The organism is Actinopolymorpha sp. B9G3, assembly GCF_040120725.1.
GTDB lineage: Bacteria > Actinomycetota > Actinomycetes > Propionibacteriales > Actinopolymorphaceae > Thermasporomyces.
Map to the genome: position 1 here is coordinate 17,063 of NZ_JBEEAB010000015.1, position 23,465 is coordinate 40,527.

At 66.4% G+C, this 23,465-nt stretch carries 24 protein-coding genes and 2 tRNA genes; 12 read left to right on the forward strand and 14 right to left on the reverse strand.

Annotation, left to right across the window (positions count from 1 at the left end):
• Positions 1-84: 84 nt before the first annotated feature.
• Both ABNF93_RS23510 and ABNF93_RS23515 read left to right on the forward strand, forming a co-directional pair.
• Positions 85-1,008: a P-loop nucleotide/nucleoside kinase family protein gene (locus tag ABNF93_RS23510; RefSeq protein WP_349330320.1), complete on the forward strand. Its 924-nt coding sequence runs from the start codon at positions 85-87 to the stop codon at positions 1,006-1,008.
• 67 nt (positions 1,009-1,075) lie between these two features.
• Positions 1,076-1,396: a VOC family protein gene (locus ABNF93_RS23515; RefSeq protein WP_349330321.1), complete on the forward strand. Its 321-nt coding sequence runs from the start codon at positions 1,076-1,078 to the stop codon at positions 1,394-1,396.
• A gap of 143 nt (positions 1,397-1,539) precedes the next feature.
• On the opposite strand, the gene ABNF93_RS23520 is transcribed toward ABNF93_RS23515, so the two are convergent.
• Positions 1,540-1,635, reverse strand: coding sequence for an LPXTG cell wall anchor domain-containing protein (locus ABNF93_RS23520; RefSeq protein ID WP_349330322.1), 96 nt, complete (start codon positions 1,633-1,635; stop codon positions 1,540-1,542).
• A 246-nt stretch (positions 1,636-1,881) separates the two neighbouring features.
• On the opposite strand from ABNF93_RS23520, the gene ABNF93_RS23525 reads away from it, so the two are divergent.
• Positions 1,882-2,352 (forward strand): MarR family winged helix-turn-helix transcriptional regulator, encoded by a 471-nt coding sequence (locus ABNF93_RS23525; protein WP_349330323.1) that lies wholly within the window; start codon positions 1,882-1,884, stop codon positions 2,350-2,352.
• A gap of 4 nt (positions 2,353-2,356) precedes the next feature.
• The gene (locus ABNF93_RS23530) at positions 2,357-3,058 is read left to right on the forward strand and encodes a M23 family metallopeptidase (RefSeq protein ID WP_349330324.1); all 702 of its coding nucleotides are present in this window, start codon (positions 2,357-2,359) and stop codon (positions 3,056-3,058) included.
• Between the two features lie 29 nt (positions 3,059-3,087).
• Here ABNF93_RS23530 and ABNF93_RS23535 read toward each other — a convergent pair whose 3' ends face one another.
• Entirely contained in the window at positions 3,088-4,425 is a 1,338-nt protein-coding gene (locus ABNF93_RS23535; protein WP_349330325.1) for a 4a-hydroxytetrahydrobiopterin dehydratase family protein, read from the reverse strand.
• A gap of 187 nt (positions 4,426-4,612) precedes the next feature.
• Between ABNF93_RS23535 and ABNF93_RS23540 the strand changes: the two genes are divergently transcribed.
• From ABNF93_RS23540 to ABNF93_RS23565, 6 genes are all read left to right on the forward strand, one after another.
• Entirely contained in the window at positions 4,613-4,801 is a 189-nt protein-coding gene (locus tag ABNF93_RS23540) for a dihydrofolate reductase family protein (protein ID WP_349330326.1), read from the forward strand.
• A 108-nt stretch (positions 4,802-4,909) separates the two neighbouring features.
• A complete protein-coding gene (locus tag ABNF93_RS23545) occupies positions 4,910-5,497 on the forward strand; it encodes a dihydrofolate reductase family protein (RefSeq protein WP_349330327.1) in 588 nt (195 codons plus the stop codon).
• Positions 5,498-5,727: 230 nt separating this feature from the next.
• Entirely contained in the window at positions 5,728-6,123 is a 396-nt protein-coding gene (locus tag ABNF93_RS23550; RefSeq protein WP_349330328.1) for a fluoride efflux transporter FluC, read from the forward strand.
• Positions 6,120-6,467, forward strand: coding sequence for a DUF190 domain-containing protein (locus tag ABNF93_RS23555; RefSeq protein WP_349330329.1), 348 nt, complete (start codon positions 6,120-6,122; stop codon positions 6,465-6,467). The genes ABNF93_RS23550 and ABNF93_RS23555 overlap by 4 nt, the downstream gene beginning before the upstream one ends.
• Positions 6,464-6,826, forward strand: a complete 363-nt coding sequence (locus tag ABNF93_RS23560) for a fluoride efflux transporter FluC (RefSeq protein WP_349330330.1) — start codon at positions 6,464-6,466, stop codon at positions 6,824-6,826. Before ABNF93_RS23555 ends, ABNF93_RS23560 begins: the two co-directional genes overlap by 4 nt.
• A 244-nt stretch (positions 6,827-7,070) precedes the next feature.
• Positions 7,071-7,409, forward strand: a complete 339-nt coding sequence (locus ABNF93_RS23565; RefSeq protein ID WP_349330331.1) for a hypothetical protein — start codon at positions 7,071-7,073, stop codon at positions 7,407-7,409.
• A gap of 385 nt (positions 7,410-7,794) precedes the next feature.
• Here ABNF93_RS23565 and ABNF93_RS23570 read toward each other — a convergent pair.
• The 3 genes from ABNF93_RS23570 to ABNF93_RS23580 all read right to left on the reverse strand — a co-directional run bounded on the left by ABNF93_RS23570 (position 7,795) and on the right by ABNF93_RS23580 (position 9,032).
• Positions 7,795-7,867 (reverse strand) — tRNA-Ala (locus tag ABNF93_RS23570).
• Positions 7,868-7,904: 37 nt separating this feature from the next.
• Entirely contained in the window at positions 7,905-8,045 is a 141-nt protein-coding gene (locus ABNF93_RS23575) for a DLW-39 family protein (RefSeq protein ID WP_349330332.1), read from the reverse strand.
• A 243-nt stretch (positions 8,046-8,288) separates the two neighbouring features.
• A complete protein-coding gene (locus tag ABNF93_RS23580; RefSeq protein WP_349330333.1) occupies positions 8,289-9,032 on the reverse strand; it encodes a TetR/AcrR family transcriptional regulator in 744 nt (247 codons plus the stop codon).
• 110 nt (positions 9,033-9,142) lie between these two features.
• Between ABNF93_RS23580 and ABNF93_RS23585 the strand changes: the two genes are divergently transcribed.
• Complete coding sequence (locus ABNF93_RS23585) at positions 9,143-9,583, forward strand: DoxX family protein (protein ID WP_349330334.1); 441 nt, start codon at positions 9,143-9,145, stop codon at positions 9,581-9,583.
• 544 nt (positions 9,584-10,127) lie between these two features.
• Positions 10,128-10,487, forward strand: coding sequence for a YciI family protein (locus ABNF93_RS23590; RefSeq protein ID WP_349330335.1), 360 nt, complete (start codon positions 10,128-10,130; stop codon positions 10,485-10,487).
• Between the two features lie 345 nt (positions 10,488-10,832).
• Here the strand turns inward: ABNF93_RS23590 and ABNF93_RS23595 are convergent.
• From ABNF93_RS23595 to dnaA, 9 genes are all read right to left on the reverse strand, one after another.
• A tRNA-Ile gene (locus tag ABNF93_RS23595) sits at positions 10,833-10,906 on the reverse strand.
• Between the two features lie 139 nt (positions 10,907-11,045).
• On the reverse strand, positions 11,046-11,366 hold the full coding sequence (locus ABNF93_RS35010; protein WP_502877613.1) for a DUF3566 domain-containing protein: 321 nt from the start codon (positions 11,364-11,366) through the stop codon (positions 11,046-11,048).
• A gap of 542 nt (positions 11,367-11,908) precedes the next feature.
• Complete coding sequence (gyrA, locus tag ABNF93_RS23605) at positions 11,909-14,431, reverse strand: DNA gyrase subunit A (RefSeq protein ID WP_502877618.1); 2,523 nt, start codon at positions 14,429-14,431, stop codon at positions 11,909-11,911.
• A gap of 198 nt (positions 14,432-14,629) precedes the next feature.
• Positions 14,630-16,642, reverse strand: a complete 2,013-nt coding sequence (gene gyrB / locus ABNF93_RS23610) for a DNA topoisomerase (ATP-hydrolyzing) subunit B (RefSeq protein WP_502877619.1) — start codon at positions 16,640-16,642, stop codon at positions 14,630-14,632.
• A gap of 421 nt (positions 16,643-17,063) precedes the next feature.
• Complete coding sequence (locus ABNF93_RS23615; protein WP_349330339.1) at positions 17,064-17,747, reverse strand: DciA family protein; 684 nt, start codon at positions 17,745-17,747, stop codon at positions 17,064-17,066.
• Positions 17,737-18,861 carry a DNA replication/repair protein RecF gene (recF, locus tag ABNF93_RS23620; RefSeq protein ID WP_349330340.1) on the reverse strand — a complete coding sequence of 375 codons (1,125 nt, stop codon included), beginning with the start codon at positions 18,859-18,861 and terminating at the stop codon, positions 17,737-17,739. Before recF ends, ABNF93_RS23615 begins: the two co-directional genes overlap by 11 nt.
• A 123-nt stretch (positions 18,862-18,984) precedes the next feature.
• Entirely contained in the window at positions 18,985-19,935 is a 951-nt protein-coding gene (gene gnd / locus ABNF93_RS23625) for a phosphogluconate dehydrogenase (NAD(+)-dependent, decarboxylating) (protein ID WP_502877620.1), read from the reverse strand.
• Positions 19,935-21,083: a DNA polymerase III subunit beta gene (dnaN, locus tag ABNF93_RS23630; protein WP_349330342.1), complete on the reverse strand. Its 1,149-nt coding sequence runs from the start codon at positions 21,081-21,083 to the stop codon at positions 19,935-19,937. The genes gnd and dnaN overlap by 1 nt, the downstream gene beginning before the upstream one ends.
• A 423-nt stretch (positions 21,084-21,506) precedes the next feature.
• Positions 21,507-23,027 carry a chromosomal replication initiator protein DnaA gene (gene dnaA / locus ABNF93_RS23635; RefSeq protein WP_502877614.1) on the reverse strand — a complete coding sequence of 507 codons (1,521 nt, stop codon included), beginning with the start codon at positions 23,025-23,027 and terminating at the stop codon, positions 21,507-21,509.
• Between the last annotated feature and the right edge of the window lie 438 nt (positions 23,028-23,465).

A 23,465-nucleotide genomic window follows, 5' to 3' on the forward strand; every position in this document is an offset into this window, starting at 1 on the left:
AGGCGGTCCACCATCGCCCCAGCGCACCCCCGCGAGCCACCTGGCGCGCATACACTTCGGTGCCAGGTCGAAGCTGGGGGAATCATGATCCGCCTACACAGGACACCAGCCGTCGAACGGCTGGAGTGGATCCTCGCAGGACTTGACGGCGCCGAGGACTGGGGCGCAGACGTGGATTCGGCGCTGGCACCGGAGTTCGCGGCGGTCGTGGCACCGGATGTCTTCGTGGACCGGGTACGAACCCGCACACAGACGTACGCGCCGGTGGTGGTCGTTGGTGTCGACGTCTCCGACCACACCGCCAAGGCTCGTTTGCGCCGGCCGGACGGCGACGTCGATGTCCTCAGCTGCGAGGTCGAACCTGAGCCGCCGCACCGCATCACGATGACGTGGATTCTCGGCATGGTTCCGGCCGGCCTGACGCCTCGATTGCCGATGGACTTTGCCGACTCCGCCGACTTCGACGGCCAGGACGGCGCGCAATCCGGGCGCCGGACCGCACTCGTGATCTTCTCCGGCGTACCGGGGAGTGGTAAGAGCACCATCGCAGAGGCCACCGGGCGGAAGCTCAACATCCCAGTCTTCGCGATCGACTGGCTGCTGGGTGCGCTCACACCCTTCGGTGGACGTCACTTCGCAGAACTGTGGGATATCGGAGTGGAACAGCTGACCACCCTCGCCCTACGCCAGCTCACGCTCGGACAGTCCGCGATCCTCGACACCCCCGTCGAGGACCACGCCACCCGCGTACGTTGGCGCAGCCTCGCCCGGCGCTCGAACGCCGACTTCAAGGTGATCGTGTGTACGTGCTCAGACCCGAAAGTCCATCGCGCCCGCGTCGAGGACCGCCAGCGTGGTATCCCCGGCTGGCACGATGGCGGCGACTGGACCAACGTCGCGCGACGCCTCGCGAAGTTCCCTTCTTGGGACGAAGAGGCGTTGATCATCGATTCGATACAGCCACCGGATCGCAATCTCGAGGCCGTTCTCGATCATCTTGGTCGTTAGGCGTCAAGGACCTTTCTGCTGGCAGTTGCTGTAGTGCTTTCCACGCAGATCATGGGATGCTACGGCGATGGTGAGTCTCGGATCGATCGTGCTGAAGGTTTCGAGTATCAACCGGGCTGCTGATTTCTGGAGCAATGCCCTCGGATACGTTCCCAACGGCAATCCAGCGTTTCTCATCCCTGCGAACGGCGAGGGCGCCCGCCTTCACCTGGACGAGGATGACAGGACCCACCTGGACCTGTGGGTGGACGAGGGAGAAGAGGTGCAGGCTGAAGTCGAGCGGCTCATCTCACTCGGCGCAAAGCGAGTGGACTGGGTGTATCCAGAAGGTGCCGACTTCGTGGTTCTCGCCGATACGGAAGGCAACCTCTTCTGCGTCATCGGTTAATAGCTGAAGGCAATCCCGTCGCGGTCCCGATCAATTCGGGCTCACCGCGGACAACGGATACACGCGCGGAGTTAGTTTGCCCGATCATGCGGTAACCGCGCCCCCAGGAATTTTGGTTCTTCCTGCCGGGTTGTGAGCGCCGTTCAGCGGGGGCGGCGCCGTCGTACACCGAGCACTACGAGCCCGCCGAGCAGGGTCAGCGCACCGACCGCGAACCACACGAATGATCCACCGGTCATGGGTCGGCAGTCAGCCACACACGCGATGGGCTGAATCCGAACGAGGTCGGCACCCTGAAGGACCCACAACAGGCCGAGCAGCGTCATAGCTACTCCCACGTTCACCCGGGCGGCCCTGCGCCACGTCATCGCCGGTCTCGCCCGCGCTCGGACACCTTCTGGGATAGGAGGTTCGGGGTATGACATCGCTCGACCTTTCGGTTACGGTTGATATATACAGGCGCCCTTAGAAGGTGAACTTATAAGGTGACCGAACAACCGGCAAGTGAGACTCTGTTCCTGCCCCAGCTCATCGGTCAGGTCTTCGACCGACTTCTCGACGACCTGCACCGCCATCTCATCGAGGCCGGGTATGAGGACTTGCGACCCACCCACTGCTTCAACGTCCTCCGACTCATGGACTGCGAGGGCACACGGCCGACGGAGTTGGCGCGCCGAGCAGGGATGACACCTCAGGCGATGAGCGATCTGGTCAGCCACCTCGAGCAACACGGCTACGTGCGGCGGGTCCCCGATCCTGTCGACCGTCGAGGCCGGGTCGTCGTCTACGCCGACCGCGGTACGAGCGCCGCCATGGTCGCGACCAGCTTCTTCGCCGACCTGGAGGCTCGGTGGGACGGCATCGTCGGACGTGACCGGTTCCAGGACGTGAAGGTCGCGCTGGCTGAGATCCTCAGCTCCTCTTCGACCGGCACGTCCACTACCAAGACGGGTTGACGGTGTGACTCCGGAGATCGTGATCTCGTTGCCGTTCGAGGGCCGTTGGCTTGCGAGAAACAGTCCTGCCCGGCGGGTTCCCAGTCACGGTACGGACCTGATGGGCGGGCGGTACGCCATCGACTTCATCGGTGTCGATCACCGCCATCGTGTCGCGGAGCGCCGTGACTGGCGAACTCTTCTCGCCACCGAACCGGTGGAGCGGTTCTTCGCCTACGGCCGACCAGTCCTGGCGCCCGCAGACGGCGTCGTCGTCCAGGTGCACCAGGGCGAGATCGATCACGTGGCGCGCCGGTCGCAGTTGGCCCTCGTGCCCTACGCGTTAGGTCAGGCTGCCCGCCTCCGCCAGGGTGTAACTGCCTTGGCCGGCAACCACCTGGTCATCGCGATGCGGCACGAGAGCGCATTCGTTGCCCTGGCCCACCTGCGGGCCGGTTCCGTTCGGGTGACGGTCGGCGAGAAGGTGACGGCGGGGCAGCGGGTCGCGGACTGTGGCAACTCCGGCAACTCGACTCACCCGCATGTGCACGTACAAGTGATGGACGGCCCGGACGCTTCTGCTGCTCAAGGCGTTCCGATGGCATTTCGGCGCTTCCGTGAGTGGTCGCGAAGGGCGGATCATTTCCAGATCCGCGAGTCTGGCCTCCCCGAGGAGGGCGCCGTGGTCGAACCGCTGCCCATCATTGCCTCGGACATGGGCACCTGATCGGCGCGTGGGACGCTGAGCGCAAGGTCTCAAGCAGGTGCGTGCGACGTCGGACGAGGTGCCTCCTCGCGTCCGGATGCGACGGCGACATCCACCTCGTTGCCCTCGGGATCGGCGAGGGTCCACCACGCGGGTGCTTCGGAGTCGTTGGCGATCCGGCCGCCGGCTGCCAGCGCGGCGTCGATCCGGGCCTGTGCCTGGTCGTCGGGGACGAACAGGTCGACGTGGATCCGGTTGCGCTGCGCCCGCCGCGCTTCGTCGTTGGCGTCCTTGGCGTCGATCTGTTGAAACCAGAACACCGGGTTGATCCGGCGTGGATCGTAGATGTCCTGAAGTAGACGCTGGTAAGGACCCTGCTGATATCCGAGTACTGCCATCCAGAACGGCCGCACCGCTGGAACGTCGACGGCGTGGATCGAGATCTGGAGGAACCGTCGGCGGGGAGAGGGATCGGCGGGCCGCCCCATCCCACGGGCCGCGGCCTGCGCCCGACGAGCCAGCTCTATGAACCCCTCGTCGAGGTCGAAGTTCTCGGTCTCGTGTTGGTCTTTGCCGGAGTCGAGCGTGATGCAGCCGGGACGCACGTCCACCATCAGCGCCTTCCCGGCATCGTCGGCGAGGCGGGCAACGGCCGTAGCAAGGTCGACCGACTCGCGGAAAGAGCCTGTCGGGTAGCAGGTAATCGCGCTGCCCATCTGCCGCCAGTCTTGAGTTTCCGGGTCGTCGCCCAGGGCTGCGGTCGGCCCGAGCGGGAGGCAGGCCTCGTTTCCCTCGGGGTCGTCGATCACCCACGGGCGCTCGTCGTCGACCACGTGACCACCGTTGGCCAGCACCTCCGCACGTCGCGTGTTGTCGATGTCGTCCGCCCAAGCGACATCGACGTGGATCCGGTTACGCAGCGGACGCAGCTGATCGGCCTGCTGGAACCAGATTCCCGGATCCCGGCGCAGGCTGTCGGTGAGGCCGTCCTGCGACTCCTCGTAACCGAAGACAATCCGCCAGAACGGCATCACCGCTTTCGTGTCGACAGCGTCGATCGCGAGCTGTACGGACTGGAGCGCCGCTGGATCGGCCCTGAGCTCCAGGCCCCGGGCGATATCCGAGATCGCACGGGCGAACGACACGTCCGCGGCCGACAGGCCGGTCGGGCCGGATGGAATCCGTACGTGGACTCCGCTCGGGCGCAGGTCGACGTCCGGCTGCGGTGCGCCATCGTCGACCAGAGCGACGATGCCGCGCAGCAGCTCCGCACCAGCCGCATGAGACGGCGCATCGAACCAGCTGCTCGCCCCGACGGCGAGCACGCGCCAGTCCTCCGTGCCACCAGCTTCCTGGAACTGCTTCGCGGTAAGTCTCACGTCGGGCATGGCCGCAGAATGCCAGCCCGTGACCTCCCGCGGAACCCCTTCGGGTTTGGCGCTTCGAACCGCAGGCGTATCCAGTGTGCTTCTTGCGGTTATTACCGCCCGGCTACGAGATCGATCCGGGAAGTCGAGACGTGTCGTCGTTCGGCGCCGAGATTGGCGCGTTGGCGATGGGCGCCGCCACCTACGAGTGCATGCCACGGCGTTCGTCGATGCCGGCTTGTTGGACGAGATGTTCATCGGTGTCGTGCCGGTGATGCTGGTGAGTGGCAAGCCCTTGTTTACTGGCCACCTCACCTCGTCACGGCTCTCGCTGTCGAACGTCGAACAGATTGGCCAGGTCGCATACCTGACTTACCACGTGCTCCCTGCCGATTGAGCGGCACGACCTCCTGGCCGGTGTCACGCCGTCCCTTCCGGTGCCGATGAGTTTCCCGGTCATGGGAGGTCGGTACGAGTGACAGCTGACAAGCAGAGGAGGCCCACGATGGACAAGGTGCTCACCCACATGACGATGTCGCTGGACGGGTTCATCGCGGATCCGAACGATCACCCCCGGGAACTGTTCGACTGGTACGAGGCCGGGGACGTGACCGTGCCCAACCCAAATGAGGACGTTTCCTTCCAGGTCGACGATGCCAGTGCGGAGGTGCTACGAGAGTTGACCGGAAACACCGGTGCACTCGTCTCCGGCCGACGCCTGTTCGACATCGCCGACGGTTGGGGAGACAAGCATCCGGTCGGCGCTCCCGTCGTCGTGGTCACCCATCGCGCACCCGAGGACGCCGCCAAGAGGTGGCCGAGAACGACGTTCGTCGACGGCGTCGAAGCCGCGATCACCCAGGCCAGAAAGATCGCCGGCGACCAGGACGTCACCATCGCGAGTGCGGCGATCGCCCAGCAGGCAATCGCCCTCGGTCTGGTAGATGAGGTGTGTGTCAGCCTCGTGCCAGTGCTGTTCGGCGAGGGGATCCCCTACTTCACGAAGCTGGAAAAGGGCCACCAACTCCTCGAGGACCCGATTGTCGTCCAGGGACGCCGTGCCCTTCACCTGCGATACCCAGTCCGGCGCTGAGCCCGCTAGGCTGCGAGCGGTCCGTCTGTGCGAGGGACCGCGGCGGTGGGGCCCGCCGCCCCGGCCATGTTCGGGAGAACTGCGGCGTATGCCGCCAACGGTCCCTGCCAGTGGAGAGCGCGTGTTGCTGGTAGGAGGCCCATATGCCCGATCCGATGCATTCTCGTCCGGCCACCGCCAGCGATGATCTACCGCTTCGGACCCGTCGGCTCCAGCGGTCGCGAGGAGCGATGCCGGTGCTGGCGGCGGTGTCGGCGGGTGGGGTGCTCGGTTCGTTGGTCCGCTACGGCGTGTCCGTCGCCTTCCCTCACAGGCCCGGCGAGTTCGCGTGGGCAACGTTCGGGATCAACGTCTCTGGATGCCTGCTCATTGGTGTGTTGATGGTGCTCCTCGAGCAGGTATGGACCGGCCGACGGCTGCTGCGCCCGTTCCTGGGGATTGGGGTACTGGGCGGGTTCACGACGTTCTCGACCTACATCCTCGACGCCATCCGTACATCAGCCGAGGCGCCGCGGACCGGGTTGGCCTACCTGGCCGGCACGTTGCTCCTGGCACTGTCCGCGGTGTGGATCGGCGCCACGCTCACCCACAAGACCATCGCCCGACGACGCCAGGAGTCCTCATGAAGCTCGAGGGTCAAGCCCTGCGGCTGACGATCTTTGTCGGCGACACTGACCAGTGGCACCACAGGCCGCTGTACCACGAGATCATCCACCGAGCTCACAAGGCGGGCCTGGCCGGCGCCACCGCACTCCGCGGAATCGAGGGCTACGGCGCCTCCAACCACATCCACACCACCCGGATCCTCAGCCTGAGCGAAGACCTTCCACTCATCATCGTCATCGTCGACGATCCCGACCGCATTCGGGCGTTCCTCCCTCAGCTCGACGAGTTGATCGGCGAGGGCCTGGTCATCGTCGAGCCAGTTGAAGTGATCCGCTACGTCGGCCGCGGGCGCGAGGCGCGATGACCATCCTGCTGGTCGCGCTCGGCGCCGCGATCGGTGCTCCGCTGCGCTATCTGGTGGACCAGGCCGTACGTGCCCGCCATGACAGCCTGTTTCCCTGGGGCACCTTCGCGGTCAACGTCGCCGGCTCCCTCCTCCTCGGCCTGCTGGCCGGACTTCCTGCCCCCAGCGGAGTCATGTCCCTTGCTGGCATCGGATTCTGCGGGGCGCTGACCACGTACTCCACGTTCGGATATGAGACGTTACGACTCACCCAGGACGGCGCGCGTCTGTACGCCGTCCTCAACGCGGCGGCCAGTGTCGCCGCAGGACTCGGCGCCGGCTACACCGGACTGCTCCTTGCCCGAGCCATCCATGGCTGACGCAGCGAGCGCACGTTGACTGCACCCGACCTAGCGGTCCGAAGTTCGCGCGGCGTCAGGTTCTTGTGACTCGGCCCTCCCGCGGTGATAGGCCGGATGCGTTGAGCGCTCAGATTCTGACCGCACGCACGGGTCCGACGGACGATGCGTTCACGCGCACACAGGTGGCGAGATCGCAGCCACGGCGCCTGTTTCTGTCACCAACGGTCTTCTCATGCCTGTCGGCCCCACATACTCTCCGGTCATGGTCACGAAACTCGGCATCGTCGGTGCGATCCTTCTCGGCGTCGGGCTGATCGCCGGGTTCGTGCCCTTCACAAGCGGCTTCTACGACTGCGGCTCCGCCTTCGTCCCGAGTAGCCACGAGCGCGAGTTTGCACGCGTGAACGACTTGGCTGACCTGCAGCCCGGCCGCCCGACGGTTGACCCGCCGGCGTCCCAATGCGACGACCTGCGACTGCTCGTGCGGATGCCAGCCTTCGGACTGGTCGCGGCCGGCGGAGCTGTGCTCATCAGCCGTTGGTATGTCGCCACACAGTCAGCCGGCAGAGCGCGTGCAGGCTGGCCGACAACTCCGACGTGAGCTCAGTCTGGTCCCAGTGGGCCGGTGTTACACCTCGTTGAAGCCACCGTTGCCGTTGCAGTCCGCGGCCTGAGGTGTCCAGAGGTGGGGATCAGCGTGGGTGTCGAGCGCGACGGTGGCGGCGAGCTGGAGAGGGTGGGTCACACCAGCGCGGGCTGCGCTGATCTACCTGCACGCAGTGAACGACCGGGACCGCGCCATTGCGGACTCGTTGAACGTCCACCTGGGATCCGGCCATCCCACGGTGCGGGCGGGGAGCGCGTGCCCTTCGGCTCCCCTTCCAGCACAGGGAGGACGCGCGAGGGCCGCGCGGAACGGTCGCGACGTCCGACACGTGGAAAGTCTCGGGAATCCATCCGGGCGTTGACCTGGGGATTTGTACGTGTGGAGACGAGGGGACTCGAACCCCTAACCCCTGCCTTGCAAAGGCAGTGCTCTGCCAGTTGAGCTACGCCCCCTGGGGGTGTGGACGCAGGGTACCTCGCCGCGCCCGGCTCAGCGCACGCCACCTGCCGGCGGGACCGTGTCGGTGGCTTCGGCCCAGAGGCTCTCCTCTGCCTTGTCGGCCTGCAGCCGCCGGTAGGCGAGCCAGCCGCCCAGGACGGCGAGTACGACGAGAAGCAACTTCTTGCTCATGAGTGGAGCCTCCTAGCGAACGGTCCAACAGCCCATCGCGGAAGCCTGGCTGGCCGACGCGGACCAACAGCCGGACATCCCGGGTGTGGCCGACGGCCAGGCGTCCCCACCCGCCGATCCCGCTCCAGATGACCGGCCTGTCCTGGACCGCAACCAGCGACCGCTTCCTTGTCAGGGTCGCTGCGAGCCTACCGTGACTTGTGGCTACGCAGAGGCTGCGGGTCGCTATCCGCCGTTGCCAGCTCAACCCCCGTCACCTGAGCCGCCTGCGCCTCCCGGAACGTCCTTCGGAGTCCGTTCCTCGATCAACTGGCTGACGCCGTGGATGATCCGGGCCAAGCCGAACGATCGGATGTCCAGCGTGGCGGGAGACTTGCTGGCCGCCAGGAGCGCCGGGTATTCGTCACCGTGGTCGGCGAGGACGGATGAGAATTCGGATCCGAACTGCGCCGGGTCAAGGCCGGTGCCGGCACGGCGGGTCGACTGGGTGTTGCGGATGTGGCCGCTGATCAGCCGGACCACCGCGAGCTGTTCGGCGTCCTTGAGGCCGGTACGGCCCAGGGAGCGAAGCGCCGCCTCGACCCACCCTGCTTCCTTTGGGCCCATCAGCCGGGCGCCTTCGGTGGCAGCGGGCAGCCATTGATGCCGGTCCCAGGTCTCCCAGAGCAGTTGGGCCCACGTCGTCAGCCTCTCCCGCCAGTCGCCGGCTACGGCACCCAGATCGGGCGGGTCGCCTACCGCTTCTTCGATCATCACCGCGATCAGCTCAGCCTTGCCGGCGACGTACCGGTACAGCGACATCTTGGTGAAGTCGAGTTCACCGGCGACTCGCTGCATGGAGACCGCGCCAAGGCCCTCCGCGTCGGCGATGGTCACCGCTGTCTGGGCGATCTGGCTCACGCTCAACGCCGGCTTGGGTCCGCGGGTCGGAGACTCCCGTAGCCCCCAGAGCAGCTGGAGGGTACGGCTGCCGTTCTGGTCCGCCATTCGTACTCCCGTCCATGTCGGGCCTTGCCAGTGTTCGAGAACCGTGTCTAGCATACACAGTGTCCATGGGACACAATTTACTCACGCGTCACGTATGGGGAGAGCGGTCGATGACAACGAACGAAGCAGTGGCAGGAACCCAGGCCATCAGAACCACCACGCCGCCTCGCTGGGCCAACATCGGAATGTGGGTGCTGCAGGCACTCCTGGCCCTCACGTACCTGTTCAGCGGCGTCAACAAAGTCGGTGGTGAGGCACAGACAGTGGCCGGGTTCGACGCGATCGGCTGGGGCGACTGGTTCCGGGTCCTGATCGGCGTGCTGGAACTCGCCGGAGCGGTCGCCTTGATGATCCCGATCCTCTCGGGCCTCGCCGCGTTGGCATTCACCGGGCTGATGATCGGCGCGGTGATCATGACCATCGCCGTGTACGGAGACCTTGCCCTGGCGGTCATCCCAGCGACGGTAGGCATCCTGGTCGCGATCGTCGCATGGGGCCGTCGTCACCGCACGACCCAGCTGTGGGCACTGCTGAGCAGCAGACGATCGTGAGGCCGATGAACATCCCCGGCTGCACGGAAGGATCTCCGAGCCCGCAGCGCTGTGATCCCTGACAAAGGTCAGAGTCGGACACCAGGAGGCACGGTACCGGCTCTGACCTGGGCATATACACGCTCCGTGTGCTCCGTCGCGGTGCACCCATGGGCCCTACTCCGCGGGCCGCATCTCGACCACAGTCTTGATCCGCTGGTTGTTGACCGACTGTTGACTCTGGTCAACCCCATCTGGACGACATGCTTGCCTACGGCGCGTATGGCAAGGGACCCAGCGGGACATTGCGTCCCGTAGGCTCCACCACAGGCCCGACTCCTTGACTGGTTCGGACGATGCCTCTAGCCCATTCCCCCATCGTGGTGACGTCGGGACGGAATGCACGATCATGCCTTCGGGTCGACCGCGCGCTCAGTGGCAGATCAGTGCGGTTGGACTACTCATAGCCGTGAAGATTTTGCCGGCAGGCTGTCGGATCCGAAGCGAGGCGTTCGTAGATCAGGTGAGAGGCTGCCGGAGGAGGCCGCCGGGACAAGGAGCAGACATGACCGAGTACCTCATCTACTTCAACCAGCAGTGGGTGGGCGACCACACCGAGGAGTGGTTCCGCGGGCGCGGGCCGCTCGCCATGGCGGTCGTGAACGAGATGAAGGCTGCTGGCGTGTACGTGTTCGCCGGGGGGCTGGAGGAGGAAGTCGAGGAGGCCTTCAGTGCTGACGCGACCAGCGGCACGTTGATGTTCACCGACGGGCCCTTCGTCGAGTCCAAGGAGTTCCTGGGCGGGCTCACCGTGGTGGACGTTGCCGACGACGATGCCGCCAAGATGTGGGCCGGCAAGGTCGCGGAAGCGTGCGGCTGGCCCCAGGAGGTTCGCCGATTCAAGCCGCGGCCCAGAACCCAGTGACGAGGTCGCGACTCGTCAACGGAGGGCTGAGCCAGGCGATGCCACTATCTGGGCTACGTCGCTAGCCGTGTCTACGATCACGTGACGCCGAACATGGAGCGTCACACGCTAGACGCTGGAGGAGCACTGGTCGGCCTCTCTAGGTGTGCTCTCGGGGCCAGAACGGTCGCAGCTCGTGGCCTGGATTCCTGGCCTGCGGTCCGCGGTCCAAGCCGAGCGTGAGTAGTCAGCCAAGACCATCCACTTGTGAGAGCGCGGAAGATGATCTACCAGATTCTCCCACCGGGATCGGTGGCCGCGCGCCGGTCAGGGGAGTGGATGGCTCTGACCTGGGGAAACACTGGGTGGGCCTAACTGGACTTGAACCAGTGACCTCTTCCTTATCAGGGAAGCACTCTAACCAACTGAGCTATAGGCCCCAGCGCGCCAAGGAACGCTACCTCAACCCTAGCGTCCACCCAAAACCGGGCCCGACCAGGGCGGGATCACAACAGCCGGGGGCGGGGACCGTGGCGGAAGGTTGGCGGGACCAGGTCAGAAACGATGTGCGCCGAGCGGTCAGTCCTCTTCGGCCAGGGTGACTTCCAGGCCGCCGAGCAGGCTGCCGGAAAGGTTGTAGAGGAACGCGCAGAGGGTGGAGATCGCCGTGATGAGTACGACGTCGACCACGCAGATCAGGGCGGTGAACCCGAGGACCCGCTGCAGTCCGATGTAGTCCTCGAGGTTGAAGCGGGTGTCAGACGCGCTGCCGAGCACATCGGTGATGGTCCGGCTGATCGAGTCATAGACCCCGGCGGCATCCAGGACGTACCACACCACCGTTACCGCGACGACGGTCACGATGGCGAACGCGATCGACAGCAGGAAGGCGGTCTTCATCACCGACCACGGGTCGACACGTACGGCGCGCAGCCGGGCGCGGCGGACCCGGGCACGATCCGGCGGCTCGGGACGAGGCGGGGCGGGGCGTTGCTGCCAGCGGCGAAGGCTGTTGTTGTCGAGGGCGATGGTGTCGCGCGGGCCCGCCTCACGGGACGCACCGGCGCCGGCGTTCGTGGGATCCGGTCGCTGCGGTTCCGGCCGCCGGACGTCCGGCCGCGACGCTGTGCTCCGCGGCTGGTGCTCCGCGCGCTCGGATCGTTCCGTACCTGCCGGCGCACCCAGTCCAGCGGACCCGGGTGAACCCGCTGACCCGGGTGAACCGGTCGGAGGGTGCGAACCACTTGCCCCGGAACTTCCGGACGTGGCCGAGCCGGTCGGGCCCGGCGACTTCCCCGAACCCGAACCCGTCGAACCCGCGGCCCCCGAACCTGGGCGAGTCTGTCCTGACTGCTGGCTACCACCGCCAGGCGCGGAGCCCGATCCGGAACCCGACGTGGAGATGACCTGGGTTGCGGATTCGTCAGGCCCGCGCTTCCCTGTCACGTGCTGTCCTCCTGGCTGTCGACCCGGGGCTGTTCATCCGGACCATCCGTAAGCCCATCATCTGCGGGCAGGTCCCCGTCCGTCTCAGGTTTCCCATCGTCCCCAGCATCGTCCTCGGTGTTTCGTGCGATGGCAACGACCGCGTCACCCTCCCGCACGCCGGCAAAGATGACGCCCATCGTGTCACGCCCCTTGACGGGCACGTCGGCAGCGGGACTACGGGTCACCTGCCCACTTGTCTTGACGCACAACACCTGATCTCCGTTGCTTACGACGATCGCTCCGACCAAAGATCCACGCGCATCGGAGATCCGCATGGCCTTGATTCCGAGACCGCCCCGCCCCTGGCGTCGGTATTCGGAGACGGCCGTACGCTTGGCATACCCGCCATCGGTGACGGTGAACACGTACTGTCCTTCCTCCTGCCCGGCGCCGATCACCGCCATGGCCAGAAGCTCGTCGTCGTCGCGGAACCGCATGCCAGTCACACCGGACGTGGCCCGGCCCATCGGACGCAGCTGGGCGTCGTCGGCCCGGAATCGCACCGCCTGGGCCTTGCGGGACACGAGGAGCAACTCATCGTCGGGGCCGACCAGTTCGGCACCGATCAACTCGTCGTCGTCCTCGCGGAAGTTCAGCGCGATGATCCCAGCCGCGCGGTTGGAGTCGTACTCGGTGAGAGGCGTCTTCTTGACCAGACCCTTCTTCGTCGCCAGGACGAGATACGGCGCCTGCTGATAGTCCCCGAGCGCAACGACCTTCGCGATCTCCTCATCAGGCTGGAACGACAACAGCCCGGCGACATGTCCACCTTTGGCATCCCGTGCCGCTTCGGGCAGTTCGTAGGCCTTTGCCCGATACACCCGGCCACGGTTGGTGAAGAACAAGATCCAATGATGGGTACGGGTCACGAACAACTGCCCCACCACGTCATCACCCCGCAGCGCCGCACCCCGCACACCCCTGCCACCACGCCGCTGGCTGCGGTAGAGATCGGCGCGGGTCCGCTTGGCATAGCCGCCGAGGGTGATCGTGACCACCACGTCCTCATCCGGGATCAGGTCCGCCTCGGTCAGATCACCATCGGCCGGGATCAGCCGGCTCCGCCGCTCATCCCCGTACTTCTCGACGATCGCGCTCAGCTCCTCAGCCACGATCGCCCGCTGCCGGGCCGGCGAGGCGAGAATGTCCTGCAAGTCCGCGATCAGCGCCTCGAACTCCCGCAGCCGGTCCACAATCTGCTGACGCTCCAGCGCCGCCAACCTGCGCAGCTGCATGTCCAGGATCGCCCGCGCCTGCACCTCGTCGATGTCAAGCAACTCGATCAGCCCGGTCCGCGCCTCCTCAGCCGACGGGCTCCGCCGAATCAACGCGATCACCTCATCCAACGCATCCAGCGCCTTCACCAGACCGCGGTAGATGTGCGCATCCTCTTCGGCCTTACGCAGCCGGAACCGGGTACGCCGCTGGATCACCTCGATCTGGTGGTCGATCCAGTGCGAGATGAACTGATCCAGCGACAGCGTCCGCGGAATCCCGTCGACCAACGCCAACATGTTGGCGCCGAAGTTGTCCTGCAACTGCGTGTGCTTGTACAGGTTGTTCAACACGACCTTCGCGATCGCGTCCCGCTTCAGCACCACCACCAGCCGCTGGCCCGTCCGCGACGACGAATCGTCCCGAACCTCGGCGATCCCCGTCACCCTGCCCGAATCGGCAAGCTCGGCGATCCGCAACGCCAGATTGTCCGGATTCACCTGATACGGCAGCTCCGTGATCACCAGACAGGTACGGCCCCGGGAGTCCTCATCGATATCGACGATGGCCCGCATCGTGATCGAACCCCGACCCGTCCGGTACGCATCCTCGATACCCCGCCGCCCGACAACCAGCGCACCCGTCGGAAAGTCAGGCCCGTGCACCCGCTCCATCAGCGCCTCGAGCAACTCCTCGCGCGACGCCTCCGGATTCTCCAACGCCCACAACGCCCCAGCCGCAACCTCACGCATGTTGTGCGGCGGAATGTTGGTCGCCATCCCGACCGCGATCCCAGCCGAACCGTTCACCAAAAGATTCGGAAACCGGCTCGGCAGAACAACCGGCTCCTGGCTACGGCCGTCATAGTTGGGCCGGAAATCGACGGTGTCCTCGTCGATGTCACGCACCATCTCCAACGCCAACGGCGCCATCCGGCACTCGGTGTACCGCATCGCCGCCGGCGGGTCGTTGCCCGGCGAACCGAAATTCCCCTGCCCCTGCACCAACGGATAACGCTTCGTCCACGGCTGAGCGAGACCCACGAGGGTGTCGTAGATCGCGGTGTCGCCGTGCGGATGGTACTGACCCATGACGTCACCGACGACACGCGAACACTTCGAGAACCCTCGGTCGGGCCGGTAGCCGCCGTCATACATCGCGTACAAGACGCGTACGTGCACGGGCTTGAGGCCGTCGCGCACGTCCGGCAGGGCTCGACCCACGATCACACTCATCGCATAGTCGAGATAGTTGCGCTGCATCGCGGCCTGGAGGTCGACCGGGTTGATCCGCGAAGGCGGCGGGAGGGCGGTGGTGTCTTCGGTCACTGGCTCAATTCCTTCACACGTGCGGTCAGCACGACTTCGGTCCCCGAAAGGTCTCTCTCAGTTCTCGACGACTGTGCTCGAACAGCAGGCTGTTTCCCAGATGTCACGGCTGCACTCGATATCGAGGCGGCTCTAGATGTCGAGGAAGCGGACGTCTTTGGCGTTGCGTTGGATGAACGAACGTCGCTCACCGACGTCTTCTCCCATGAGTACGGAGAAGATCTCGTCGGCCTGTGCGGCGTCGTCAAGGGTGACCTGCCCCAGGATGCGGCCGACCGGATCCATCGTGGTTTCCCACAGTTCGTCGGCATTCATCTCACCCAGACCCTTGTAACGCTGGATCGGGTTCTCCTTGGGAAGCTTCCGACCTGCCTCCTGGCCCGCAGCGAGCAGGCCGTCACGTTCCCGGTCGGTGTAGGCCAACTCGTGCGGCGCACCCGACCAACGAATCTTGAACAACGGCGGCTGGGCGAGATAGACGTAGCCGGCTTCGATCAACGGCTTCATGAACCGGAACAGCAACGTCAACAACAGCGTGGTGATGTGCTGGCCATCGACATCCGCATCCGCCATCAGCACGATCTTGTGATAGCGCAGCTTGTCGATGTCGAAGTCCTCGTGGATCCCCGTGCCGAGGGCAGCGATGATTGCCTGGACCTCGTTGTTCTGCAGGACCCTGTCGATGCGCGCCCGTTCGACATTGAGGATCTTGCCGCGAATCGGCAGGATCGCCTGGATCCGCGGATCACGACCACCCTTGGCCGACCCACCCGCCGAGTCACCCTCGACGATGAAGATCTCACACTCTTCGGGGTTGGTCGACTGGCAGTCGGACAACTTGCCGGGAAGCCCACCACCACCGAGCAGACCCTTGCGGTTGCGGGCCAGATCACGTGCCTTACGCGCCGCGATCCGGGCCGTCGCAGCCGCGATTCCCTTACGCACAATGTCTTTGCCCTCGCCCGGGTTCTTCTCGAACCACTCACCGAGCCGGTCATAGAGCAGCGTCTGAACGAACGTCTTCGCCTCGGTGTTACCGAGCTTTGTCTTGGTCTGACCCTCGAACTGCGGCTCCTCGAGCTTCACCGAGATGATCGCGGTCAGACCCTCCCGCACATCATCGCCGGAGAGCCGGTCCTCCCGCTTCTTGATCAGGCCCCAGTCCTCGCCCCACTTGTTGACCAGACTCGTCAACGCAGAACGGAAACCCTCCTCGTGCGTACCACCCTCATGAGTGTTGATCGTGTTGGCGAACGTGTGCACCGACTCGGTGAACGACATGTTCCACTGCATCGCCACATCGAGACTCATCCCGACGTTGGCGTCCTCGGCCTCGAACGACACCACACTGCGGTGCACCGGATCCTTGGTCGCGTTGAGGTGCTGAACGTAGTCCACGAGACCACCGTCGTAGCGGTAGACGACCTCGCGCACCTCACCAGACTCGCTCATCTCCGTACGCTCGTCGCGCAGCACCATCGTCAGGCCCTTGTTGAGAAAGGCCATCTCACGCAGCCGGGTCGAAATCGTCTCGTAGGAGAACGTCGTCGTCTCGAAGATGTCGGGGCTCGGCCAGAACGCCACAGTGCTGCCGGTCTCGTCCGTCTCCTCGTGCCGCTGCAACGGATGGTCCGGCTCGCTCAGATGGTAGGACTGCGTCCAGCGGTAGCCGGCGTTCTTGATGTCGACCTCGAGCTTGGTCGACAGAGCATTGACCACAGAGATACCAACGCCGTGCAGGCCACCCGACACCTTGTAGCCACCGCCGCCGAACTTCCCACCCGCGTGCAACACCGTGAGCACGACCTCGACCGCCGAGCGTCCTTCGCTCTCGATGATCCCGGTCGGGAATCCGCGTCCGTTGTCGACCACGCGAACGCCGCCATCAGCCAACAGAGTGACCTCAACCCGGTCGGCGTGCCCGGCCATCGCCTCATCGACGGCGTTGTCGACCGCCTCCGTGACAAGCTGGTGCAGTCCGCGTTCGCCGGTCGAGCCGATGTACATACCCGGACGCTTACGTACCGCGTCCAAACCTTCCAGAACTGTGATCGCGCTTGCGTCGTACTCTGTTACTGATGCTTGGGCCACCGGCGGCTGAGGCACTTCAGCAGTCGTCACGTGGGGTTGACCTCCTGCCAACAGGACACGAAAAGGGGCCGCTCCGTGTGGACGTCCGGCGCCTGACGGAACGTGGCGCCCCAGACGGCGGAGCAGCCGTTGAACTCCTGTTCAGTGTACCTGGCTCGGACTTCAAGACGCCCGCTGGCAGGCCGTAGAAGGGGTCCTCGCCTGAGAAGTTGCGGGACACGTATCCCCCATCATGCTCCTGATCTCCGAAGCGGCGTGCGGCGCTTCTGCCGGTCATGAGCGGGAGTACGTAGAAGTTGTCACAAATACGTCAAACCGGCAGATTTCGGGAGCTGGTCGCGTTGGATGAGGGGCACCGTCATCCAATAGGTTCGCGCAGGGGCACCCTTCACCAACCACCGTTCGCGACAGGGGCACCCCCCACCAAACCGGGCGCGTCGAGCGACCACCGCGATTTCCGCTGTGTGCGGAGCTGCTAACCGTACGTATCGCGAGGGCCACGGCCGTCCCGCACGCTGCGAGGACCGCGACGCCAGCTCGGCGCGGTTGGTCCGAGAACCGTCACTCGGCTGACGGTGTTGTCACCGAGTTCCTCGTTCAGTCGCTTCACCAGACTCGGGGCGAGAAGCCGGACCTGGGTCGCCCACGCGGTCGAATCGGCACGGACAGTCAGCTCGGTGTCGGCGTACCGCTCCGCGCGGCAGTGCGCCGCCACGTCCGGTCCGACGATCTGGTCCCAGCGCGCGATCGCGCCGGCGACGGCCACGTCGGTGGCCCACCCCCGATCGTTGACCAGCCGATCGATCGTGTTGTCCAGCAGCTGCGGATCGCGATCGTCGGGCGCCGCTCCGGACCGCGTCGAGCGGTCGCCGCGTGCGCGACCACGACCACGCGTGGCCCGCCCCCCGGACCTGGGAGTACGCCTGCTGCGGTCCTTCGCCGGGGCGCCGAAGGCGGCGGCCACCGCCCGGGCAAGCTCGACCCCGGCCGGATCCCACGCGGGTGCCGCCGGATCGCCCCCCGTTGCGTCGCCCGGGGCGCCGGCCGTCGGGTCGGCCGTCGAAGGATCCGAGGGACCGTCCGCGCTCCGGGATGTTGGACGATCGCGGTAGTCGGAGTCACGATCCCCGCGGTCACGGTTGCCACGCTCACTCGACACCGTGTACCTCCCCACCGGCCACGTCGTACCACAGCCCGGCCAGCTGCTCCGGGACATCCTCGCGCACCGCCGCCGTCACCAGGACCTGTTCGGCCCCGGCGACCAGGCTGGCCAGCCTGGCACGCCGACCACTGTCGAGCTCGGCGAAGACATCGTCGAGCACCAGCACCGGCTCGCCGCCGCCGTCGGCGCACAGCAGGTCGTACGCCGCAAGCCGCAGTGACAGCGCGATCGACCAGCACTCGCCGTGGCTGGCGTACCCCTTGGCGGGAAACTCGCCCAGGCTGAGCACCAGGTCGTCGCGGTGCGGCCCGACCAGCGAGACGCCGCGCCGGAGCTCCTCCTCCCTGCGTTCGGCGAGCGCGTCGGTCAGCTTCGCGGCGAGCGCGTCGGCGCTCGGCTTGTCGGCCGCGTCGCCGAGGTCGCAGTTGCTGCGGTAGTCGAGCCGGGTCTCGTCCTGGGCCGGGGACACATGAGCGTACGCCTTGGCGACCAACGGCTGCAGCAGGTCGACCACCGCCAGCCTGGCCGCGAGCAACTCGCCGCCGAGCCGGGTCAGGTGCGCGTCCCACGCGTCGAGCGTCTTGAGTGCTCCCGAGGAGGCCTGGGCCGCGGTCTTGAGCAGGGTGTTGCGCTGCTTGAGGACCCGGTCGTAGTCCTGGCGTACGCCGGCCATCCGGGGGGTACGGGCCACGAGCAGGTCGTCGAGGAACCGCCGCCGGGTGTCGGGATCGCCCTTCACCAGGGCGAGATCCTCCGGCGCGAAGAGGACGGTACGCAGGATCCCGAGGACGTCCCGCGGCCGCGACACCGGCGCCCGGTTGAGCCGCGCCCGGTTGGTCCGCCGTGGCGTGATCTCGATCTCGATCAGGGCGTGCCGTCCGTCGCGCACGATGTCACCGCGGACGATGGCGCGTTCGGCACCCGACCGCACCATCGGAGCGTCGTGGGGTACCCGGTGCGAGCCCAGGGTGGCGAGATAGCCGACGGCTTCGACCAGGTTGGTCTTGCCGTGGCCGTTCAGGCCGACGAAGACCGTCGCGCCCGGTGCCAGGGTCAGGTCGACCGCCGGATAGTTCCGGAAGTCGGTGAGGGAGAGGCGGGCGACAAACACGGTGGCTCCACGCTAGCCGGCCCCGCCGTCACCCGCCGCGCGGGCGCCTGAGGTTCTGCCACGGACACGGGATCTCGCCCACGGACAGGGGATCCAGGTCTCTGCCAGGGAAGTCGCCATCGGTCAGGGTGCTTCGGTATCCGGCCGCGCGGCACTCGAGTCCGGGAGGACCGCATGTCCCCCGAACTGGTTGCGCATCGCCGCGATCGCCTTCATGGCAGGCGAGTCGTCCTGCCGGGACGCGAACCGAGCGAAGAGGGCGGCCGCGATGGCGGGCATCGGGACGGCGTTCTGGATCGCGGCTTCGACCGTCCAGCGGCCTTCGCCCGAGTCCTCGGCGTACCCCTTGATCGCGGTCAGACCGTCGTCCTTCTCCAGCGCCGCGACGAGCAGGTCGAGCAGCCACGACCGGATGACGGTGCCTTCGCGCCACGACCGGAACACATCGCAGACGTTGTCGACGATCTCGGTGGCCTCGAGCAGCTCGTAACCTTCGGCGTAGGCCTGCATGATGGCGTACTCGATCCCGTTGTGGACCATCTTCGCGAAGTGCCCGGCTCCGACCCGGCCGGCATGGACGAAACCGAACTCGCCGTCGGGCTTGAGCGCGTCGAACGCTGGCTGGACCTTCGCGACGTTCTCGGCGTCGCCTCCGCACATGAGGGCGTAGCCGTTCGTACGACCCCAGACTCCGCCCGAGACCCCGCAGTCCACGAAGCCGATGCCGCGCCCACCGAGCAGCCGGGCGCTGTCGTCATCGTCGGTCCACCGCGAGTTGCCGCCGTCCACCACGACGTCGCCCGGGCCGAGCAGCTCGGCAAGGTCGGCGATCACCTGCCGCGTCGGCGCACCCGCGGGCACCATCACCCAGACCACCCGCGGCGACGGAAGGCGCTGGACGAGGTCGGAGAGGCTGTCTGCGTCCGAGGTGTCGGTGTGCGGGTCGAAACCGACGACGGTCTGGCCCTTGGCGCGCAACCGCTCGCGCATGTTGGCGCCCATCTTGCCGAGTCCGACGAGGCCGATGTCCATGACGAAGCGGTCCTTCCCCGGGCGTAGGTGCGGCTCCGCGATCAGCCCTGCAGGCGCACCGGCATGAGGAGGTAGCGGTAGTCGAGGTTGGGTTCGGCGTCGATGGCCGTGAGTCCGGTGAGGACGGCGGGCCGGGTCGGTTGGGTGAACGCGAACTGCGCCACCGGCGACTCGATCGCACCAAGCCCGTCGAGGAGGTACTGCGGGTTGAACCCGATTGTCAGCGCCTCGCCGTCGATGCCGGCCTCGATCGATTCCGACGCCTGCGCCTCGTCGCTGCTGCCGGCCTCGAGGGTGGCCATCCCGTCGCCGAGGGTGAGCCGGATGGGGGTGTTGCGTTCGGCTACCAGGGCGACCCGCTTGAGTGACTCGACGAGAGGGCCGGTCTCGACCCTGGCGACCGTCTGCTGCTCGGGTGGGAACAGGGTGCGGTACTTCGGGAACTCGCCGTCCAGGAGTCGGGTGGTCGTCCGCCGCATCGACCCACCGCTGGTCCCGGCGAACCCGACGAGGCCTTCGCCGGCACCGGTGCCGGGACTCGCGAGAGCGATCGTCACGTCGGAGCCGCTCGCGAACGCCTTCGCCGTGTCGGCCAGCACGCGGGCTGGGACGAGAGCGGTCGCCGAGAGGTCGGGCTGCTCGGGCGTCCAGCTGAACTCCCGGACCGCCAACCGGTAGCGGTCGGTGGCCGCGAGGGTGACCGCCGCGCCTTCGATCTCGATGCGTACGCCGGTGAGGACCGGCAGCATGTCGTCGCGCCCAGCGGCCACCGCGACCTGGGAGACCGCGTTGGCGAACACGTCGCCCTTGACGGTGCCCGAAGCGGTCGGCATCTCCGGAAGTGCGGGGTAGTCCTCGACCGGGAGGGTCTGGACGGTGAACCTCGCGCTGCGGCAGGTCACGACGACCTTGCCGCCCTCCGCGGTCAGCTCGACGGGCTGGGCAGGCAGGCTCCGGCTGATGTCGGCGAGCAGTCGGCCGGAGACGAGCACCACGCCCTCGACCTCGACGTCGGCGGGTACGGACACCCGGGCCGAGGTCTCGTAGTCGAAGCCGGAGAGCAGGATCTCGCCGTCGCGGGCGTCGACGAGCATGCCGGCGAGGACGGGCAGGGAGGGTCGGGTGGGGAGGCTGCGCGCCACCCACGCCACAGCATCGGCGAGGACGTCACGGTCTACGCGGAACTTCACCGCTCATCGCCTCCTCGACGTACGGCGGCCGGCATGGAACGAGTGCCGGGAGCACGACGGTACACCGGGGCGAAGCGACCTGGTGGAGCCGGGTGCGCGTTGTGGATTGTGGTGTTTTTGTCATTCACGTAAGGAGACTCGACATCGTCTTAGGTGCGGTGGATGTTGTGGACGACGGGCGTTTTTGCAGGTCAGTAGGTCTGGCGTTGTCCACGCCGGCTGTGGGCGAAGGGGGGCGTGCGCCGAATCCTCGGTGGAGGGCGAAGCGTCGTCCTTCGTCGTCCACAGTCCTTCCCACGACGACCCGGGCTTGATCCACAGAGTTGTCCCCAGCCTGTGTGGACCGGGTTCGGAGGTGCGCTGGGCCGGATTGAACGGCGCGATGGAACGGATCGTGGGCAGTAGACGTGGGGACGCGGGCCGTCATGGCCGGGCCTGTTGCTTGATCCGGTTGGTCAGTTCGGTGACCTGGTTGTAGACGCTGCGGCGCTCCGCCATGAGCTGGCGGATCTTGCGGTCCGCGTGCATCACCGTCGTGTGGTCGCGGCCGCCGAACTGCTGGCCGATCTTGGGGAGAGAGAGGTCGGTCAGCTCGCGGCAGAGGTACATCGCGATCTGCCGGGCGGTGACGAGGACGCGGCTCCGGCTCGACCCGCAGAGGTCGTCGAGCGACAGCCCGAAGTACGACGAGGTCTGGGCCATGATCTGTCCGGCGGTGATCTCCGGCTCGCCACCGGTCGGGATCAGGTCCTTGAGCACGATCTCGGCCAGGGCGATGTCGACGGCCTGCCGGTTGAGGCTCGCGAACGCCGTGACGCGGATCAGTGCGCCCTCGAGTTCGCGGATGTTGGTCTGGATCTTGCTCGCGATGAACTCCAGCACCTCCGGCGGGGCGGTCAGGCGTTCCTGCGCGGCCTTCTTCCGGAGGATCGCGATCCTCGTCTCGAGGTCGGGCGGCTGGATGTCGGTGATCAGCCCCCACTCGAACCGGTTGCGCAGCCGGTCCTCCAGCGTCTCCAGCCGCTTCGGTGGCCGGTCGGAGGAGATCACGATCTGCTTGTTGGCGTTGTGAAGGGCGTTGAACGTATGGAAGAACTCTTCCTGCGTCCGCTCCTTGTTCTCCAGGAACTGGATGTCGTCGACGAGGAGTACGTCGACATCGCGGTAGCGGCGCTGGAACGTCGCGGCCTTGTCATCGCGAATCGAGTTGATGAAGTCGTTGGTGAACTCCTCGCTCGACACGTACCGGATCCGCGCGTTCGCGTACAGATTGCGTACGTAGTGACCGATCGCGTGCAGCAGGTGGGTCTTGCCGAGCCCTGAGTCGCCGTAGATCAACAGCGGGTTGTACGCCTTGCCGGGCGCCTCGGAGACCGCGACCGCCGCCGCGTGCGCGAAGCGGTTGGACGAGCCGATGACGAACGTGTCGAACATGTACTTCGGGTTCAGCCGCGGCGGCTCGGTGTCGGAGCGCACCGGTTGGCCCGGTGGTGCCGAGGAGAGCGTGAACGCATCGGTGCCCTTGGACGCGACCGCGAGCCCGGACCGGTGGTGGCTGTCCGCCTCGTCTTGATCGGGAAGCGGTGCAGGATCGGCCGATGACGTGGAGTAGGACTGGCGCGACGCATCGTCACTCGACTCGGCCCTGTCGGTCTCGTCGGCATGGTCGAGGTCGTCGAGTGAGAGGGACGGTTCGACGGTGATGGCGAGGCGGACCGACTCGCCCAGGGCGGAGGACAGTGCGTCCTCGAGCCGGGGGCGCAGCTTGGTCTCGAGCTGAGTACGGGTGAAGTCGTCGCGGACGGCGACGATGGCCGTGTTGCCGTGCAACGTGACCGGCCTGCACTGTGCCAGCCACACCCGGTGAGTGGCCTGCAGGTCCTGGTCGAGGCTGTCCCGCACCTGTCGCCAGGTGGCGGTCAACGCGTCAGACTCCGCGACCACTGCGCTACTCCCGTTCTACTCAGGCGATGTCCTGACTCCCCGTGCGCCTGCGACATGGCTCTGCTACGGCGTCCATGAGCCACGTTGGTGGCTCACGGTGAGCGCCGCGGGGCGGCCGGCTGACGTCCACAGATTGTTCCACAACCTGTGCAAAGAGGTTGTGGATGACACTAGAAGGGCAGGACGGTAACAAGCTCACAAGGTGGCGTTCAAGGCGGGAGCGGGGTCGTACCCTCGAAATCGCCGTGCGGACTGGCGTCCTGTCAGCGTGTCGCGTCGACACGCCACGGCGCCATCCGAATGATGTGCGGTTTTGGTCCACCTGATCTGGTGGGGCAGTTTGACCGGGCGACCGGCCGGCCCGTACCGTAAGTCGGTCACGATGCCGTTCTCTCGGCGATCGCCGTATGCTCACGGACAGTCGCAACACTGCGCCTC